Origin of the sequence: Nosocomiicoccus ampullae, assembly GCF_019357495.1 — a bacterium.
Taxonomy (GTDB): domain Bacteria; phylum Bacillota; class Bacilli; order Staphylococcales; family Salinicoccaceae; genus Nosocomiicoccus; species Nosocomiicoccus ampullae.
Genome location: NZ_CP079110.1, coordinates 1,356,459 through 1,374,076, shown reverse-complemented (window position 1 = coordinate 1,374,076; position 17,618 = coordinate 1,356,459). Strand labels below are relative to the sequence as shown.

14 protein-coding genes are annotated in these 17,618 nt (G+C 36.9%); 13 read left to right on the top strand and 1 reads right to left on the bottom strand.

Translation table 11 applies throughout. The annotated features are described in order from the left end of the window. Positions 1–88 precede the first annotated feature (88 nt). A complete protein-coding gene (locus KPF49_RS07165) occupies positions 89–1,480 on the top strand; it encodes an alanine/glycine:cation symporter family protein (RefSeq protein WP_183673731.1) in 1,392 nt (463 codons plus the stop codon). A 503-nt stretch (positions 1,481–1,983) separates the two neighbouring features. Here the strand turns inward: KPF49_RS07165 and hemQ are convergent. Continuing rightward, entirely contained in the window at positions 1,984–2,733 is a 750-nt protein-coding gene (gene hemQ, locus KPF49_RS07160; RefSeq protein ID WP_183673733.1) for a hydrogen peroxide-dependent heme synthase, read from the bottom strand. Positions 2,734–2,867: 134 nt separating this feature from the next. On the opposite strand from hemQ, the gene KPF49_RS07155 reads away from it, so the two are divergent. From KPF49_RS07155 to KPF49_RS07100, 12 genes are all read left to right on the top strand, one after another. Next, a complete protein-coding gene (locus KPF49_RS07155) occupies positions 2,868–3,641 on the top strand; it encodes a lipoate--protein ligase family protein (protein ID WP_246562732.1) in 774 nt (257 codons plus the stop codon). A 12-nt stretch (positions 3,642–3,653) separates the two neighbouring features. Beyond that, the gene (locus KPF49_RS07150; protein ID WP_183673734.1) at positions 3,654–4,946 is read left to right on the top strand and encodes an HD domain-containing protein; all 1,293 of its coding nucleotides are present in this window, start codon (positions 3,654–3,656) and stop codon (positions 4,944–4,946) included. 28 nt (positions 4,947–4,974) lie between these two features. Continuing rightward, positions 4,975–5,481: a YwhD family protein gene (locus tag KPF49_RS07145; RefSeq protein ID WP_183673736.1), complete on the top strand. Its 507-nt coding sequence runs from the start codon at positions 4,975–4,977 to the stop codon at positions 5,479–5,481. Between the two features lie 180 nt (positions 5,482–5,661). Beyond that, on the top strand, positions 5,662–6,045 hold the full coding sequence (locus KPF49_RS07140; protein ID WP_183673737.1) for a YwiB family protein: 384 nt from the start codon (positions 5,662–5,664) through the stop codon (positions 6,043–6,045). Between the two features lies 1 nt (position 6,046). After that, a complete protein-coding gene (gene argS / locus KPF49_RS07135; protein WP_183673739.1) occupies positions 6,047–7,690 on the top strand; it encodes an arginine--tRNA ligase in 1,644 nt (547 codons plus the stop codon). 135 nt (positions 7,691–7,825) lie between these two features. After that, complete coding sequence (locus KPF49_RS07130; protein WP_219490107.1) at positions 7,826–8,665, top strand: helical backbone metal receptor; 840 nt, start codon at positions 7,826–7,828, stop codon at positions 8,663–8,665. After that, complete coding sequence (locus tag KPF49_RS07125) at positions 8,658–9,599, top strand: FecCD family ABC transporter permease (RefSeq protein ID WP_183673742.1); 942 nt, start codon at positions 8,658–8,660, stop codon at positions 9,597–9,599. Before KPF49_RS07130 ends, KPF49_RS07125 begins: the two co-directional genes overlap by 8 nt. A gap of 35 nt (positions 9,600–9,634) precedes the next feature. Beyond that, positions 9,635–11,569 carry a S9 family peptidase gene (locus KPF49_RS07120; RefSeq protein ID WP_183673743.1) on the top strand — a complete coding sequence of 645 codons (1,935 nt, stop codon included), beginning with the start codon at positions 9,635–9,637 and terminating at the stop codon, positions 11,567–11,569. Positions 11,570–11,582: 13 nt separating this feature from the next. After that, positions 11,583–12,671 (top strand): M24 family metallopeptidase, encoded by a 1,089-nt coding sequence (locus KPF49_RS07115; protein WP_246562730.1) that lies wholly within the window; start codon positions 11,583–11,585, stop codon positions 12,669–12,671. An 11-nt stretch (positions 12,672–12,682) separates the two neighbouring features. Next, a complete protein-coding gene (locus KPF49_RS07110; protein WP_183673747.1) occupies positions 12,683–14,098 on the top strand; it encodes an aspartate ammonia-lyase in 1,416 nt (471 codons plus the stop codon). A gap of 136 nt (positions 14,099–14,234) precedes the next feature. Next, the gene (locus tag KPF49_RS07105) at positions 14,235–15,836 is read left to right on the top strand and encodes an alanine/glycine:cation symporter family protein (protein WP_183673979.1); all 1,602 of its coding nucleotides are present in this window, start codon (positions 14,235–14,237) and stop codon (positions 15,834–15,836) included. Between the two features lie 119 nt (positions 15,837–15,955). Continuing rightward, on the top strand, positions 15,956–17,530 hold the full coding sequence (locus KPF49_RS07100; protein WP_183673749.1) for an alanine/glycine:cation symporter family protein: 1,575 nt from the start codon (positions 15,956–15,958) through the stop codon (positions 17,528–17,530). Positions 17,531–17,618 lie beyond the last annotated feature (88 nt).

The window sequence follows — 17,618 nt, the reverse complement described above, 5'->3', positions numbered from 1 at the left end:
TAGAGATGCTTTTTTAATTTTATAAAATACGGCAAACATATGATATTGTATTAATAAAGTGAATAAATTTAAAAAGAGGTGACTGGAAATGTTAGAAACATTAATTCATATCGTTGATGTTGTGAATGATTTTATATGGGGTCCTGTTGCATTAGTATTTTTAGGATTTGTCGGGATCTACTTAACCGTAGGTACGAAATTTGTACATATTAGAAAGTTCTTTAGCATTATAAAAGATACATTTAGCAGCATTAAAAATGATAAAAATGCCGATACTGACGGAGATTTATCATCTTTACAATCGATGTTTGTATCACTCGCATCTGTTATTGGAATGGGAAGTGTTGTCGGAGTTGCGAGTGCGTTAATTAGTGGTGGACCTGGAGCACTTGTTTGGATGTGGATTGCTGCATTCATCGGCATGATTATTAAATACTCAGAGATTATTTTGATTATATTATTCCGAGAAAAAACAAACGACGGGACGTATGTTGGTGGGCCAGCCTTATATGTACGTAAAGGGTTAGGCGCCAGATATTTAGGTGAAACAATCGTTATACTCATGATACTTGTTTGTCTCGCGAGTGCGATGATACAGTCCAATGTGACAGTATCTAACGTGACAAATCTTGCACCGAACTTATCAAATGTTATTTATATTTTATCTGCATTGAATGTGGTTGCGGTTGGAATAGTTATTGTAGGTGGAGTGAAGCGTATCGGTCACGTTGCTGAGAAACTCATTCCGTTCATGTCACTCTTTTATATCATCGTTGCGACAATTGTCATCGTAATAAATTACAAAGAAATTATTCCTGCGATTCAACTCGTATTTTCATCTGCATTTAGTCCAGCGGAAGCGGGCGCAGGAGTTGCAGGTTACGGGATTATGAAGGCAATGCAGTACGGAATTGCGCGCGGATTCTTCGTATCTGGATCTGGGCAAGTTGTATTTACAGTATCGCATGCGCCAGCACGAGTGAAGCACCCAGTTGAGCAAGCGATATTCGGAGTGACAGAAGTATTTTTAGTTACAGTTGTTTGTACATTTACAGCACTCGCAGTACTGACGAGTGGTATTGATCTTGAAGGTCAAGATGCTGCAACAATTGTTGCGAAAGTGTTTGGAGATATTTCTCCAATTTTAGGAGTAGCTGTTGGAATTGCGACAATTTTATTTGCATATAGTACAGTTATTGGACTTGGATACGTTGGAGAAACACAACTTTCTACGATTATCGATAGAAAGAAAGCGAGAATTTACCGTTACGTTTTCTTAGTTGCGGTATTTGTCGGAGGTATCGGTGGCCTAAAAGCAATTTGGGACTTAACAGACGTATTCTTAGGACTCGTCATGTTCGTGAACCTAATCGTTATGCTATTATTAAGTAATAAAATATTTAAAGCGAGTAACGAGTTCTGGGGATTAGATAATAGCAACGGTATGAGTGCAGGTTGCAGTAAAAATAAGAATAAGTAAGTTAATCTTGTAGAAGATGAAATGCATGCTAGTAAGTATTTTAGAGGGTGGCTAAGGTATCGTTTACGACAGTTAAATCTAATTGACGTAGATTGAAGTATTGTATACGAAAATTTCTAGGGTTTACGATAAATCGAGTATTGTTAACGAGATTTCAGAAAACTAAATTCTCGTTGACGATACGCTTGAAATAATCAAAGATAAAAAAACTCATTGACGATACTCGCTTCTCTGTTTAAAAGAATCTTTTCTCGTTGACGATACTCATCTAAACACACCGACATACAAAAAACGGCACATACAATTTTATTGTGTGTGCCGTTTTGTTTATTTTTTACGTTTTTTCTTAGAATCGTCTTCACCGAGTACTTTATCGACAACTTTTGCGACAATAATCGGTGTAATAAATACGACTGCGCGTTTTACTAATCTTTTCATTCGTTTTTCCTCCTGACCGAGATATTATACTATACTCGTTTTCAAGAAGTTTTAAACTTTTACAGTTAAATTCTAAAGAATGATTTTAAATCGTCTTTTCTTAAGCGTACACCGACGTAGAAGTCTCCGAATACACCATATCTTGCGCTTGTTTCGTCGAATCTCATTTCGTAAATAATGTTTTTGAATTCAAGCATATCATCTGATAAGAGCATTACACCCCACTCATAAAGATCGAGGCCTTGAGATCCTAAGATGTACTGTTTAATTTTACCAGCATATTGACGACCAATCATGCCGTGGTCTCTCATTAACTCTCTACGGCGTTCGATTGGAAGCATGTACCAGTTGTCATCAAGTTCACGTTTTTTGTCCATCGGATAGAAGCAGCAGTACTGTGCGTCCATAAGTTCAGGATATAATCTACTTCTCACATACGGATTTTCGTATGGATCTTCGTCAGAGTCTTTTGCAAGATAACTCGACATCTCAATTGCTGAGAAGTATGAGTATTCAGGAATTAAAAAGTCACTGATTTGTAGTTTATTTAACTCATTTTCAAGGTTATTTAATTCTTCAACTGTTGGACGTAAGAACCAAAGTAAAATGTCAGCTTTTTGACCAGTGATGTTGTACATCGTGTGGTCACCTTCTTTTTTCTCGCTAACTGCTTCACTTCTCGATAAGAACTCTTCAAACTCTGTGACGATTCTATCTTGTTCTTCATCTGTAAGCATTCTTAACGCTGACCAATCTACGCTGTAAAGTAGGTGTAAACTCCACCAACCGTCTAATGTTTTAACCGCTTCACTCATCAATATCTCTCCTTAAAAAGTTTCATTAACTTTAGTGTACAACCTGCATAACGCTTTTCAAATAGCGAATATCGATAAATTGTGACAAAACAAGTATAATATTGGTACGTAAAGAAAATGTAGGAGATAAAATAGTGAAGAACGAAGTATTATTTTACCCAATTTCATATACTAATCATCCGTTTGACTCGTTTGCTTTTGACGATGTGCTTCAGCATCTCGTTTCTCAAGATAAAATTCCTAGAGTGAGAAGCTGGGTGCATGATAACTTTATAATTTTAGGACTACAAGACATGCGTTTAGAGAATTTACAGGACGGTTTAAACACACTGCGTAATAAAGGCTATAACTATATCGTAAGAAATAGTGGAGGGCTTGGTGTTGTCCTAGACTCAGGTGTTTTAAATATTTCATTAATTTTACCAAAAAGTGAAGTGCCGACAATCGATAACGGATACGAAAAAATGTATGACATTATTAAAAAAAGCTTTCCCGAATTAAAAATCGATGCTTACGAAATCGTCGGTAGTTATTGCCCGGGAAATTTTGATTTATCCGTAAATGGACAAAAATTTGCCGGGATTTCTCAGCGACGAATTAAAGAAGCAGTCGCTGTACAAATCTATTTAGCGGTTGAAGGTAGCGGGGGTGACCGCGCAAATGTAATGAAAGATTTTTATGATGTTTCGTCAAATCCACCGAGATTAGAAATGAACCGAGACGTCATGATTTCTTTAAGCGAATTAATGAAAGGTTTAACAGTCGATGATGCTGAAAACCGTATATTAGAAACAATTAAAAAAGAATTCGGTGAATTAAAAACAGCTGAACTATTTAGCGGAGAAGCACTTGAGCGTTTTGATAAGCAAAGAGAACGTATGGTAGAAAGAAATGAGCGCTTAAACTAACGAGGTGAGAAAATGTCTTCAAATTATAAAGACTTACAACTTGAAGATGAAAAAGTGTTTAAAGATCCAGTACATAGCTATGTACACGTGACAGATCAAGTTATTTGGGATTTGATTAAGACAAAAGAGTTCCAGCGTTTACGACGAATTAAACAGCTTGGAACGTTATATTTTGCGTTTCCGTCTGCAGAACATTCACGTTTTACACATAGTTTAGGAGTGTATGAAATCGTTAGAAAAATCGTAGAGAACTTTTCTCAATATGATGAGTGGGATAATGACGATAGAATCCTCGCACTAAGTGCGGCACTTCTTCATGACGTTGGGCACGGACCATTTTCACATTCGTTTGAACAAATTTTTAATACGGATCACGAAATGTATACAAAAGAAATTATTTTAGGCAACACTGAAATTAATAGTGTATTAAAAAGAGTAAGTGAAGATTTCCCTGAAGAAGTCGCGAGTGTTATTTCGCACACGCATAAAAATAAACTTGTTGTGTCGATGATATCAAGTCAAATTGATGCTGACCGCATGGATTATTTACAACGTGACTCGTATTTTACAGGAGTCGAGTACGGAAAGTTTGATATCGATAGATTGCTTCGTGTGATGATTCCTTCAAAAAATGAAGTGTTAATAAAAGAAAGCGGGATGCATGCGGTTGAAGACTACTTAATGAGTCGTTATCAAATGTACTGGCAAATTTACTTTCACCCAGTCAGTCGCGGGGGAGAAGTGTTACTCACTCTAATTTTTAAACGTGCGAAAGAATTGTATGAGTCAGGCTACGAGTTTAAACAACCACCGAAGTATTTAATCCCATTTTTTGAAGATCGTGAAACAGTACATGATTATTTAATACTCGACGAGACGATTATGAATTTTTATCTTCAAGAGTGGACCGGAGAGATGGACGACGTGTTAAGTGAGTTAGCGGACCGATTTGTAAACCGTAAACTCTTTAAATTCGTCCCGTTTTATGACGGGTTTTTAACAAAATTAGAGTTTGAAACATTATTTGAAAAAGCGGGGATCGACCCAGAATATAATTTATTTACGGATCGTTATTCAGATATGCCGTATGACTACGATCGTCCGGGGTCAAAACGTCAACCGATTCATTTGTTAAAGAAAAATGGTGAAATACGAGAAATTAGTGAAGTGTCAGAAATTATTGAAGCAATTACTGGACTTCACCGAAAAGATGCGAAGTTATATTATCCAAAAGAAAAAGTGTTAAATATAAAAGATGATACAATAAGAACTAAAATCTTGAACTTATTAAACGAGTTATCTTAAAGTGAATATATGTTTAGGAGGGCGTATTGTGTCAAAGAAACCAGGATTTCAGTTTAATATTATTAAAAATGATGAATTAGATGGCCATAAAGGTGCGATGATTATAGAAGATGTTGCGCCAGTATATATTGAGTTAACAGAACAAAAACCATTCGTCGATATGGGTGGACTACATGGACGTGCGAAACCTGAAAAAGCAGTGAAGTGGTTTACAAATATGGACGAAGTCTTAGAAGAAGATGGTGAGCGTAAAGATTATAATCTTATTTGGATGGCACTCGATAAAGACGACCGCGGTGTGTATTATAGCGGTGTGACGAGTTGCTATTTCATGACAAATAAGGTGGGACGTCGTCGCCTCGGATATAAAATGATGCACGAGCATGTCAATAGTCTTGATCACGCAATGAAAGGTCGCTATCGTCTAGAAGAATTAGACGATAAAACAAAAGCATCTCTCATTAAATTTTTAAAAGAAAGAGATCAAGTCGCGTGGGAAAACTCAACAGAACTCCACGAATACTTAAATGTATAATTATTAATTTCTATTTGCTTAATTTTGAGAGAAAAGGTACAATAAAAAATAGTTATATCAGATAACTAAGACACTAAAGGTAGAGCTTTTGCTCTGCCTTTTTTATTTTATAAAAAGTTCTTGTAAAAAAGAATCGTAACCAAATTATGTTATAATTACACATTATGGTGGTGGCAAGTTTTGTATCAATTAAAACAGACGATTCAATCAAAACATAATAACGAAAAATTCTCTCAACGTGTTCAAGTAGAGAGGATTGAAAAAGGTAACCGGACGTATTTAAAGTACGATGAAACGATGCAAGACGAAACTGTTTCAGTTGTTTTAAGCATTGAAGAAAATGTCGTCCGAATTATGCGTAAAGGACCGATGACGATGAATTTTAAATTCGTTGAAGGTGTAAACACAGATACAGTCTACGAAACAGTCGCTGGTCGTCACCGATTCAACATTTATACGACAGACATTCAATTAAAAGATGAAGAAATATATATTCGCTATAAATTATATGAAGCCGACGAACTACTCGGGTCTTATGAATATCATTTAAAGAAAGAGGAGTAACATGGATTTAAAAGAAAACTTAGTAAAAGTTATTGAATCAGCACTAAAAGAATCAGGTCTTGTAGAAGATATTCCACAAATTAAAATTGAAATCCCTAAAGATAAGTCAAACGGCGATTTTTCAACAAACATCGCGATGGCATTGACGCGCGTATTAAAACGTAATCCGAGAGAAATCGCTCAAGAAATCGTCAATCATATCGATAAAGAAGCCGGCGACATTCGAGAAATTGACATCGCTGGACCAGGTTTTATCAACTTTAAAATGAATGAAGCATCACTCACTAAAATTATCGACGAAGTGCTCGATAAGAAAGAGAATTACGGTAGAAGTGACAGTAACGAAGAGAAAGTGTTACTTGAATTCGTTTCAGCAAACCCAACTGGATCACTTCACATCGGGCACGCAAGAAACGCAGCAGTTGGTGATACGCTCGCAAATATTTTAGACTTTGCTGGATATAGTGTGACGCGTGAATATTATATTAACGACGCAGGTAACCAAATTTATAACCTCGCATTATCAATTAACGCGAGATATTTTGAAGCACTCGGTGAAGAACTAGAAATGCCTGAAGATGGCTATCGTGGTGAAGATATAAAAAAAATTGGTGAAAGACTCGCTAAAGAACACCCAGAATATAAAGATTTAGATGAAGATACGCGTATTTCTAAATTTAGAACGCTCGGTGTTGAATATGAAATGGCGCAATTAAAAGAAGACTTAAAAGAGTATCGCGTAAACTTTGACAACTGGTTTAGTGAAACGACACTTTATGAAAAAGGTGAAGTTGAAAAAGCATTAGATATTATGACAAATAACGGTCATACGTACGAAGCAGACGACGCATTATGGCTAAGAACGACAGACTGGAAAGACGATAAAGACCGCGTGTTAAGAAAAACAGATGGTACGTACACGTACTTTATGCCAGATATTGCGTATCACTACGATAAACTTGACCGTGGATATGATTTATTAATTGATTTATTTGGTGCAGATCACCACGGTTATATTAACCGTCTAAAAGCATCGATCGGGGCTCTTGGAGAAGATCCAGAAAAATTACAAATTGAAATTATGCAAATGGTTCGTTTAATTAAAGACGGCGAAGAAGTGAAGATGAGTAAGCGTACAGGAAATGCAGTGACGTTAAGAGAACTAATGGACTTAATTGGCGTTGACGCAGCACGTTACTTCTTAGCAATGCGTAGTGCGGACACACCGTTTGACTTTGATTTAGACTTAGCATTATCAGAGTCTAGTGAGAATCCGGTCTACTATGTTCAGTATGCACACGCGAGAATTTGTAGTATTTTAAGACAAGCTAATGAAGCTGGATTTACACTCGATAGAAGTAAATCACTCGACGTCATTACGCATCCGCAAGCACTCGAGTTACTAAAACACGTCGGTAACTTTAAACGTACAGTTGAAAGTGCGGCAAAAGCACGTGCAAACCATAGAATTACAAACTACGTCGAAACACTCGCATCAGAATTCCATAAATTTTATAACCAAGAAAAAGTGCTCGGCGAAGATGAAGAAAAAACATATGCGTACTTATTAATGATTGAAGCAGTACGTCAAACAATTGAAAATGCACTGACAATTGTCGGTGTTGATGCACCACAATCAATGTAATTAGACACCGAGCATGTGCTCGGTGTTTTTTATACTTAAAATATTTAAGAGATTCATTGGTTACGAATAAATATAATACGTACTAAAATTTATAGTATGATTGAAGATGAAAATAATCATTGTGAGGTTGAATTTATGAAACGCTTAGTTTTAATAATGGCTGTGCTTATTTTAAGTGCTTGTAGCCAAAATACAGAGAGTGATATGCGTATCGTATCACTCATTCCGAGTAACACTGAAATAGTGAGTGAGTTAATTGGGACAGATAATCTAGTTGGTGTTACGACGGTTGATACATATCCAGAGTCACTAAATGAGAGTGACATTGAGAGAATTGATACGTTTAATTTAGAACCTGAAACAATTATTGAATTAAATCCGACACACATTATCTCTCATGAATCGATTAATGAAATGACAAAAGCAGAAATCGATCAAGTCGTTGACGCAACAGATGCTGAACTTTTAGTTGTTGATGACGCTTTAGATATCGACGGTGTATATAAAACAATTGAAGATATTGGTGAATTTTTAAATGTCATAGATGAAAGTAACGCACTCGTTGAAAACATGAAAAGAGATTACCAATCGCTTGTCGATACGTTTAAAGACAAAAATGCAACTTCAGCATTTGTGTTAATTTCTCCAGCACCGGATGTTTACGTTGCAGGTAACGATACTTTCATGGACAGTATGCTCGCGGACGTTAAAATCGATAATGTATTTAACGATATTGACGGTTTCCCACTTGTTGATATCGAAGAAATTATCGATAGAAACCCTGAATATTTAATATCAGCCATCGGTATGAATGATACGGAGTTAAATGACATGATTCAAAACGAAAAAGGATTTAACAACATGTCATTTACTGATAAAAACAAACAGTGCAATCCAGATGTCGACGAAATATCTCGACCAGGCCCGCGTATTATTTCAGGAGTAAAGTCTGTAGCGGAATGTATTCATGAATAAAAAATATATAGGACTCGTGAGTATACTCATCGGAGTAATACTCACGTCTTTAATCATCGGGACGATTAATATATTTGAAGGCCATTTAAATATCGTCTACTCTATTCGACTTCCGAGAATATTATTTGCAGCTCTCGGGGGAGCAGTCCTTTCCGTGAGTGGCGCGGCGTTTCAAATTTTACTGAATAACAAAATGGCAGATAGTTTTACACTCGGTATGGCAAATGGTGCGGTCATTGGTGCGGCAATTGCGATTTATATGAGTGCATCGATATTTTTAATTCCCCTGTTTGGAGTCATTTCAGGGATATTCTCTTTATTTTTAGTGTTATTTATCGCAAAACAAATTGATTCAACGTTACAGCCACAAACGTTAGTCATTACGGGAGTCTTATTTTCAACATTACTTAGTGGAATTTTATATATCATAATTATGATTGATCCAACAAAAACAAAATCAGTGGTCCAATTTATGTTTGGAAGCTTTTCAGGAAGTAAATATGAATATATACTGCTCGTTTTAGTATGTTTCATTATGAGTTTAATCGTATTATTTAAATCAGCAAAAGATTTAGATTTACTGACGTTAGGAGAGCTTCGTGCGTTTAGTCTTGGTGTAGATGTAACGAAACTCAGGTTAAAAGTACTTATCGCGATGTCTATTCCATCACTTGTTTTATTAAGTTTTACGGGGGTTATTGGATTTATTGGTATTATTATTCCACAGATGATTCAGTATATTCATCCGCGAAAATCAAAAGAATTATTTATATTATCTGGGTTATACGGGGCTATTATGCTTGCGATTGTCGATACACTCGCACGCACGATTCTTTTACCTGTCCAATTGCCAACAGGTGTGTTACTTAGCATATTTAGTATTCCGCTTATTTTATTTTTAATGTATAAGCGATTTCTTCAAAAGACCAATTAAAAAGTGATAAAATCTATTTAAAAGGGGCGAAGTGTATGAAGCACGTTTCAATAGACGATATTTTTCACATCAAATCAGTAAGCGCACCAAAAGTTATTAAAGAAGAAAATAGTGCGACGTATTACGTCACACATTTAGATGAAAAAGAAAATAAATACGTGACGCATTTACATGAAGCGAATGCGTACGGTTTAAAACAACTTACATTTGATAACGAAAGGGTTTCTCAAGTTGCGCACTCAAATGACGGTAATTTAACGTTATTTGTTGCTAAAGGAGATAACGATAAGCCGCAAATCTTTTTACTTAGACGAACAGGCGGTGAGCGTGAGCAGTTAACAAATGAAACAGACGGTGTTTCAAATCCGATGTTTTCTAACGATGGAACGTCTGTGTTTTATCATGTAAATGTTAAAGAAGAAAACAAAGACGACGACAAAACGAACGATAAAAAACAACCAGTACACATTACAAATATGAAGTATAAGTCAGACGGACTGCCTGGACCATTTGGTTATAAAGAAGAATCCCATCAGGTAGTTAAAAAAATAGATATAGAGTCGCGTGAAGTTGAAACCGTTCTCTCCGGAAGTGCGGATTATACACTTCTCAGTGAGTTAACAGACGGGTTTATTTACACGACAAATGAAAGTGACGATGCAGACTTTAACTTTACAAACACATTATACGTAAAAGAAAAAGCAGTCGCGCTTCAGAACAAGTCAGTATACGACGTAGAAGTTTCAGAAGATGAAAAACATGCACTCCTGTTAACGTCAGACTTTAACTATAAAAACGCAGCACATTTAACAATTGAAATCTTAGATTTAGAAACATTTAAATTAACAGACGTTACAGGAAAACTCGACCGTCCAGCAGGATCTGCAGTAGTCCAAGATGTCCAGCAGTCAGAAGAGACGAAAGTGTTCTCTTGGATTTCAAATCGTGAGTTCGTGTTTTTACTTTCTGAAGACGGTGCGGTAAATCTTTATAAAGGAAATGTGGATGCTGAAGTTCAGCCGCTTCTACAAAGTGAGCACAATATTTTTGGTATGGACGCATATGACGATAAAGTATACTTAACGATTTCAACACCAATATCACCGAGTGAGTTATATGTTTTTGATTTAAATACAAATCAATTAACGCAACTCACTGAAGAAAACAGTGAATATATAGAGTCGCGTAAAATTGTAACACCTGAATCCATTCGCTTTGGTAGTTTTGACGATGAGGAAATTCACGGATGGTTTATGAAACCAGCTGACTTTAAAGAAAATGAGAAATATCCACTCGTCGTAAACATTCACGGTGGACCACATGCATTTTACGCACATACGTTTTTCCACGAAATGCAAGTACTGGCAGGTCTTGGTTATGCGGTACTATTTACAAATCCACGCGGATCACATAGCTATTCTCAAAAATTTGTCGACCACGTACGCGGAGACTACGGGAATACGGACTATAAAGATATTATGGCATCAGTAGATTATGCGTTAGAGGTATATGACTTTATCGATGAAGATAAACTCGGTGTCACAGGTGGAAGTTACGGTGGGTTTATGACGAACTGGATTGTTGGTCATACGAACCGCTTTAAAGCAGCAGTTACACAGCGTTCGATTTCAAACTGGATTAGCTTTAGAGGGGTATCTGATATTGGATATTACTTTACAGATTGGCAAATTCAAGCAGGCCTGAATGACATTGAAAAATTATGGCATCATTCACCGTTAAAATACGTGGATAATGTTGAAACACCTCTACTTATTTTACACAGTGAATACGACTTTAGATGCCCAATTGAGCAAGCAGAACAGTTTTATATCGAATTAAAATACCGTAAAAAGACAGCTGAATTCGTTCGCTTCCCGGATGCTGACCATAACCTTTCTAGAACAGGTGCGCCACACTTAAGAGTGAAACGACTCGAATATATGACAGAATGGTTTAACAAATATTTATAATAGGAGAATGATAATGAATTTAAAAGCTAAAGAATTATTAGACATATTAGACACAGATTATGCACTCATTACAAATCCAATGAACGTATTTTACTTTACAGGTGCAAAACTAGACCCACATGAAAGATTACTCGCAGTCGTTATCGACAAAGACAAAAAAGAATCAACAATTGTTTACCCGAAATTAGACGAAGAGACAATTAAAAAAGATGGTACTGTAAATCATTTATCTCCCCATGAAGATGGTGAAGATGCGTTTCAATATATCTTTGACAAAATTCCTGAAGGAAAAACAGTCGGTGTTGAAGGCGATCATCTAACGTATGAGCGTTATAAGCGTCTCGTTGAAAAGTATGATGATACAGATATTAAAGATATCTCAAACACTGTAAATAAACTTCGTGGTGTAAAAGAAGAAGATGATTTAGAAAAATTAAAAGAAGCAGTTAAAGTTACTGAAGATGCACTGAGTGAGTTATATAACATTACTGTTGAAGGTAAAACTGAAACAGAAATCGCAGATTTCTTAGTTGAACAATTTAAAAAACGCGGCGCAGTGGGTCCTTCATTTGGTCCAACAGTTCTTGCGGGTGACAAGTCTGCACTTCCGCACGGTGAACCAGGAGACCGTGTCATTAAAAAAGGTGACTTTTTACTGATCGATTTTGGAATCGTGTCTAAAGATAACTATGTTTCAGATATGACGCGAACATTTTTCATCGGTGAACCAGATGACAAACAACGTGAAATCTACAATTCAGTACTAAATGCTAACTTAGCAGGTATTAAAGCATCAACAATCGGTACAACGTTCAGTCAAATCGATAAAGCATCACGTGACGTCATTGAAGCGGATGGTTATGGTGAATACTTTACGCATCGCGTTGGCCATGGGCTTGGTCATGATTTACACGAAAGACCGTCAGTAGACGACAATAACCATGACGAATTAAACGAAGGTAACGTCATTACAATAGAACCAGGTATTTACATTCCAGAATACGGCGGTGTTCGTATTGAAGACGCGTTATTTGCAGCAGAAGAAGGGCCAATTGTATTAAACGAATTTAAAAAAGATATCGACGGAATGATATTAAAATAAGGTGAGGGTAAATGATGACTCAACATACAAGAATAGAATCTGACTTTCTTGGTGAAAAGGAAATATCAAACGATGCGTACTACGGAGTACAATCACTTCGTGCAAAAGAGAACTTCCCAATTACTGGCCACCCGTTAAACAAAGATCTAATACGTGCACTAGGCATGGTTAAAAAAGCAGCAGCGATTGCAAACTTTAAAGTCGGTTACTTAGAAGAAGATAAAAAGAATGCGATTGTACAAGCAGCTGAAGAAATTATTGACGGAAAACATGTGAAAGAATTTATCGTTGATAGTATCCAAGGCGGCGCAGGGACATCTATGAATATGAACGCAAATGAAGTAATCGCGAACCGTGCGTTAGAGATTCTCGGTAGAGAAAAAGGTGATTATGACTATATTTCACCGAATAACCACGTCAACATGGCTCAGTCAACAAACGATGCAGTACCAACAGCGATTCACTTAGCCATTCTGATGCGTGCTGAAGCGTTATTAGAAGTGATTGACACAATGCAAGAGGCATTTAAAGAGAAGTCAATTGAGTTTGATGGTTATATTAAAATGGGGCGTACGCATTTACAAGATGCGATTCCGATTCGTCTCGGTCAAGAGTTCGGTGCATATGCACGTGTCATTGGTCGCGATAGAAAACGAATTGAACGTTCATTAGACGATTTAAAAGAAATTAATATCGGAGCGACTGCGGTTGGTACAGGGTTAAATGCGAGCGTCGAGTATATCGAACACGTCGTTGAAGAACTCAGCAATATTTCAGGCTACGATTTAGTTTCATCTGAAAACTTAGTTGACGCCACACAGTTTACCGATGCGTACGTTGAAGTATCTGCGGATTTAAAAATTATGATGACGAACATGTCTAAAATCGCAAACGACATTCGTATGATGGCATCAGGACCAAAAGCTGGGTTATATGAAATTAAACTTCCAGGCCGTCAACCAGGATCATCAATTATGCCAGGTAAAGTAAATCCAGTTATGCCAGAAATGATTAACCAAGTCGCGTTTCAAGTGTACGGGAATGATTTAACAGTGTCGCTTGCATCTGAAGCGGGGCAGTTTGAGTTAAACGTTATGGGACCTGTATTAGTTTATAACTTATTACAGTCGATTGACGTAATGCATAACGGCTTTAAAGCATTCACCGAATATTGTGTTGCTGGAATTACACCGAACAAAGAAGTAATGGAAAACTATGTAAATGAATCTCTTGGTGTAATTACAGCGTGCGTACCACATATTGGGTACAAACAGTCATCAGAAATCGTAAAAGAAGCACTACTCACTGGTAAAGGTGTGAGAGAGTTAATTTTAGAGCATAGTATTTTAACGAAAAATCAACTTGATCATGTTTTAAACCCATACGAAATGACAAACATTGGCATTTCAGAGTTGCCAGAAGAATAATTAACGAACACATCTACAAGCAGAGTTTATTAAAACTCTGCTTTTTTATTTTAAAAATTTTATTAAAACAATTGTAAAGGCTTTCAAATAAATCTATAATAAAATTAATAACATTAAAAGGGGGATACACATGAGTATTTTAGATAATATCGTCGGATTTCTTTCAGACATCGTGTGGAGTCCAGTTCTTGTTTACGGACTTTTAATTACAGGTATTACATTTACATTACTGTTAAAAGTGTTTCAATTACGTCATTTTAAAGAAATGATTCGTTTAATGTTTAAAGGAGAAACTTCACCAAAGGGGATAACGAGTTTCCAAGCACTTTCACTGTCACTTGCTGGACGTGTAGGAACTGGTAACATCGTTGGGGTTTCTACAGCAATATTTATCGGGGGTCCAGGTGCAGTCTTTTGGATGTGGGCAACAGCATTTTTAGGTGCGAGTACTGCTTATATTGAATCGACACTTGGCCAAATTTATAAACGTGAAGAACGCGGAGAATACCGCGGGGGACCAGCGTACTACATGGAGTACGGTATTAATAACAAATTTGGTAAAATTTTAGGTATTTTATTTGCGATTGTAACCGTTATCGCAACTGGATTATTACTTCCAGGGGTTCAATCTAACGCAATCGCGTCGAGTTTACATAACGCATGGGGTATCCCGCACTGGATAGTCGGTGTTGTACTTGCGATTTTACTTGCCTTAATCGTATTCGGAGGATTAAAATCTATCGCAAACGTAGCGACAGCAATCGTTCCGTTTATGGCGATTCTTTACATTTTAATGGCAATCGTTATTATCGTCATCAACATTTCTGAAGTACCAGCGATGATCGCATTAATCTTTAAATCAGCATTTAATTTAGAAGCAACGTTTGGTGGTATTTTAGGTGCGATGATCGAAATTGGGGTAAAACGTGGACTTTATTCTAACGAAGCAGGACAAGGAACAGGACCTCACGCAGCATCAGCAGCAGAGGTATCACACCCTGCAAAGCAAGGATTGGTTCAAGCGTTCTCAGTATACATTGATACTTTATTTGTATGTACAGCAACAGCGTTAATTATTCTTTTATCAGGAACGTATAATACAACTGATGGAACGACAGTTGAAGACGGTCGTCCAGGTTTACTTTATAGTGGAGATGTTTACATTCAGTCACCAGATGGTTCTAGAGACTATTCAGGTACGGCAATGTATGTCCAAGCAGGAGTAGATAAGGCTTTTGAAGGCGCATCATATGTATTTGATCCAACATTTGCAGGTGTCGGTTCTAAATTCATTGCGGTTGCATTATTCTTCTTTGCATTTACGACAATTTTAGCGTACTCATACATGGGAGAAACAAATATCACATACTTAACGCGGAATATGAGTGATAGCGGAACGAAATTATTTATAAATGTCATTAGATTACTTTTAATCTTTGCGACAGTATTTGGTACAATTCGTGCCGCAGAACTTGCTTGGGACTTAGGGGACTTAGGTGTCGGTACGATGGCTTGGCTAAACTTAATCAGTATATGGTTCTTATTTAAGCCAGCAATTCGGGCACTTAAAGATTATGAGCATCAAATGAAAGAAAAAGGTTCTGGTAACTATGCTCTATATTCACCATCTAAAGATGAGGTGCCGACTGCAGTATTCTGGCACAAAGATTATCCAGAACGCTTAGAGCGTACAGGTGAAATTGATATGTTTAATAATTACAAAAAGAATAAAAGCTAATTCATTTTAAAGACTAGGAGTTTCCTAGTCTTTTTGTATATTTAGTTTGAAAAGTTAGTGAATTTTTGTACAATATATTTAAGACTAACTATGTTTTGAAAATATAAGGAGGTTTTTTCATGGAACGGGCAGTTGACATACTCATCAATATTGTCTGGAGTCCAGTTTTAGTTATCGGGTTACTTTTAACCGGAATTTTATTCACGTTTATGCTTCGATTTTTCCAAGTGCGTTACATACGTGAAATGATTAAGCTTATGGTTAAAGGTGAAAAATCAGATCGTGGAATCTCTACTTTCCAGTCTGTCGCATTATCACTTGCCGGACGTGTAGGTACTGGTAATATCGTTGGTGTATCTACTGCGATCTTTATCGGAGGACCTGGTGCGATATTTTGGATGTGGGTAACTGCGATTTTAGGTGCGGCCACAGCTTATATTGAAAGTGTGCTCGGCCAATTATACAAACGAGAAGAAGATGGTGAATTCCGCGGAGGTCCAGCGTATTATATGGAATACGGGATCGGCGGAAAGTTTGGTAAAATATTTGGTTTTATTTTCGCAGTAGTAACGGTTATTGCGATGGGATTATTAATGCCTGGAGTACAATCGAACGCGATTGCATCAAGTTTCCATAATGCTTGGGGAATCCCGTATTGGGTCGTTGGTTTAGGACTGGCGATTCTCTTAGGTTTAATTATCTTTGGAGGCGTTAAGTCAATTTCTAAAGTAGCGTCAACAATTGTACCGTTTATGGCACTTGGCTATATTTTAATGGCGTTAATTATTATCGTTATTAACATTACTGAAGTACCAGCGATGTTTGCAACAATTTTCAAAGCGGCATTTAACATGGAAGCAACGTTCGGTGGTATTTTTGGTGCGATGATTGAAATCGGGGTAAAACGTGGAGTTTACTCTAACGAAGCCGGTCAAGGTAGTGGTCCACACGCAGCAGCGGCGGCGGAAGTATCACACCCAGCAAAACAAGGTTTCGTACAATCATTCTCAGTGTACGTTGATACGTTATTCGTATGTACAGCAACAGCATTAATTATCTTACTATCAGGTACATATAACACAACTGACGGCACAACACTAGAAAACGGTCGTCCAAGTATGCTTTACAGTGACGACATCTACATTGAAATGCCTGGTGGAGATAGAGACTATTCAGGTACAGCAATGTACGTACAAGCAGGTGTAGACAAAGCGTTTGAAGGTAAAGATTACGTCTTTGACCCAACATTTGCTGGAATTGGATCACAATTTATTGCGATCGCATTATTCTTCTTTGCATTTACAACAATATTAGCGTACTCATATATGGGTGAGACGAACGTTTCATACTTAACGAGACGAATGTCGTCCGGTAAACGAAAACTACTCATGAACGTATTAAGAGTTGCGTTAATACTTGCAACGTTCTACGGAGCAGTTAAATCAGCTGAACTTGCTTGGGACCTCGGTGACCTAGGCGTCGGATTAATGGCATGGCTAAACTTAATCGGCATTTGGATATTATTTAAGCCAGCACTTAGAACGTATAAAGACTATACAAAACAATTAAAAGAAAAAGACAGTCAGTATATTTTATACGAACCAAAAGAAGAAGATGCTAAAAATGCACAGTTCTGGCTACATGATTATCCAGAGTACTTAGAAGAAACTGGAGAAATTAAAAAATTCCGTTAAATAATTCGAACCTAACTTAACAGTTAGGTTCTTTTTTTATCTTTTAAATGGATAGTGATAATATAGACATAACAATAGTGGTGGTGAT

What these genes read in the sequence shown, in the direction of transcription:
- KPF49_RS07130 (WP_219490107.1), top strand. Translation starts at nt 7,826, where the DNA reads ATGAAACGCTTAGTTTTAATAATGGCTGTGCTTATTTTAAGTGCTTGT.
- KPF49_RS07125 (WP_183673742.1), top strand. Translation starts at nt 8,658, where the DNA reads ATGAATAAAAAATATATAGGACTCGTGAGTATACTCATCGGAGTAATA.
- KPF49_RS07110 (WP_183673747.1), top strand. Translation starts at nt 12,683, where the DNA reads ATGATGACTCAACATACAAGAATAGAATCTGACTTTCTTGGTGAAAAG.
- KPF49_RS07120 (WP_183673743.1), top strand. Translation starts at nt 9,635, where the DNA reads ATGAAGCACGTTTCAATAGACGATATTTTTCACATCAAATCAGTAAGC.
- hemQ (WP_183673733.1), bottom strand. Translation starts at nt 2,733, where the DNA reads ATGAGTGAAGCGGTTAAAACATTAGACGGTTGGTGGAGTTTACACCTA.
- KPF49_RS07165 (WP_183673731.1), top strand. Translation starts at nt 89, where the DNA reads ATGTTAGAAACATTAATTCATATCGTTGATGTTGTGAATGATTTTATA.
- argS (WP_183673739.1), top strand. Translation starts at nt 6,047, where the DNA reads ATGGATTTAAAAGAAAACTTAGTAAAAGTTATTGAATCAGCACTAAAA.
- KPF49_RS07115 (WP_246562730.1), top strand. Translation starts at nt 11,583, where the DNA reads ATGAATTTAAAAGCTAAAGAATTATTAGACATATTAGACACAGATTAT.
- KPF49_RS07150 (WP_183673734.1), top strand. Translation starts at nt 3,654, where the DNA reads ATGTCTTCAAATTATAAAGACTTACAACTTGAAGATGAAAAAGTGTTT.
- KPF49_RS07100 (WP_183673749.1), top strand. Translation starts at nt 15,956, where the DNA reads ATGGAACGGGCAGTTGACATACTCATCAATATTGTCTGGAGTCCAGTT.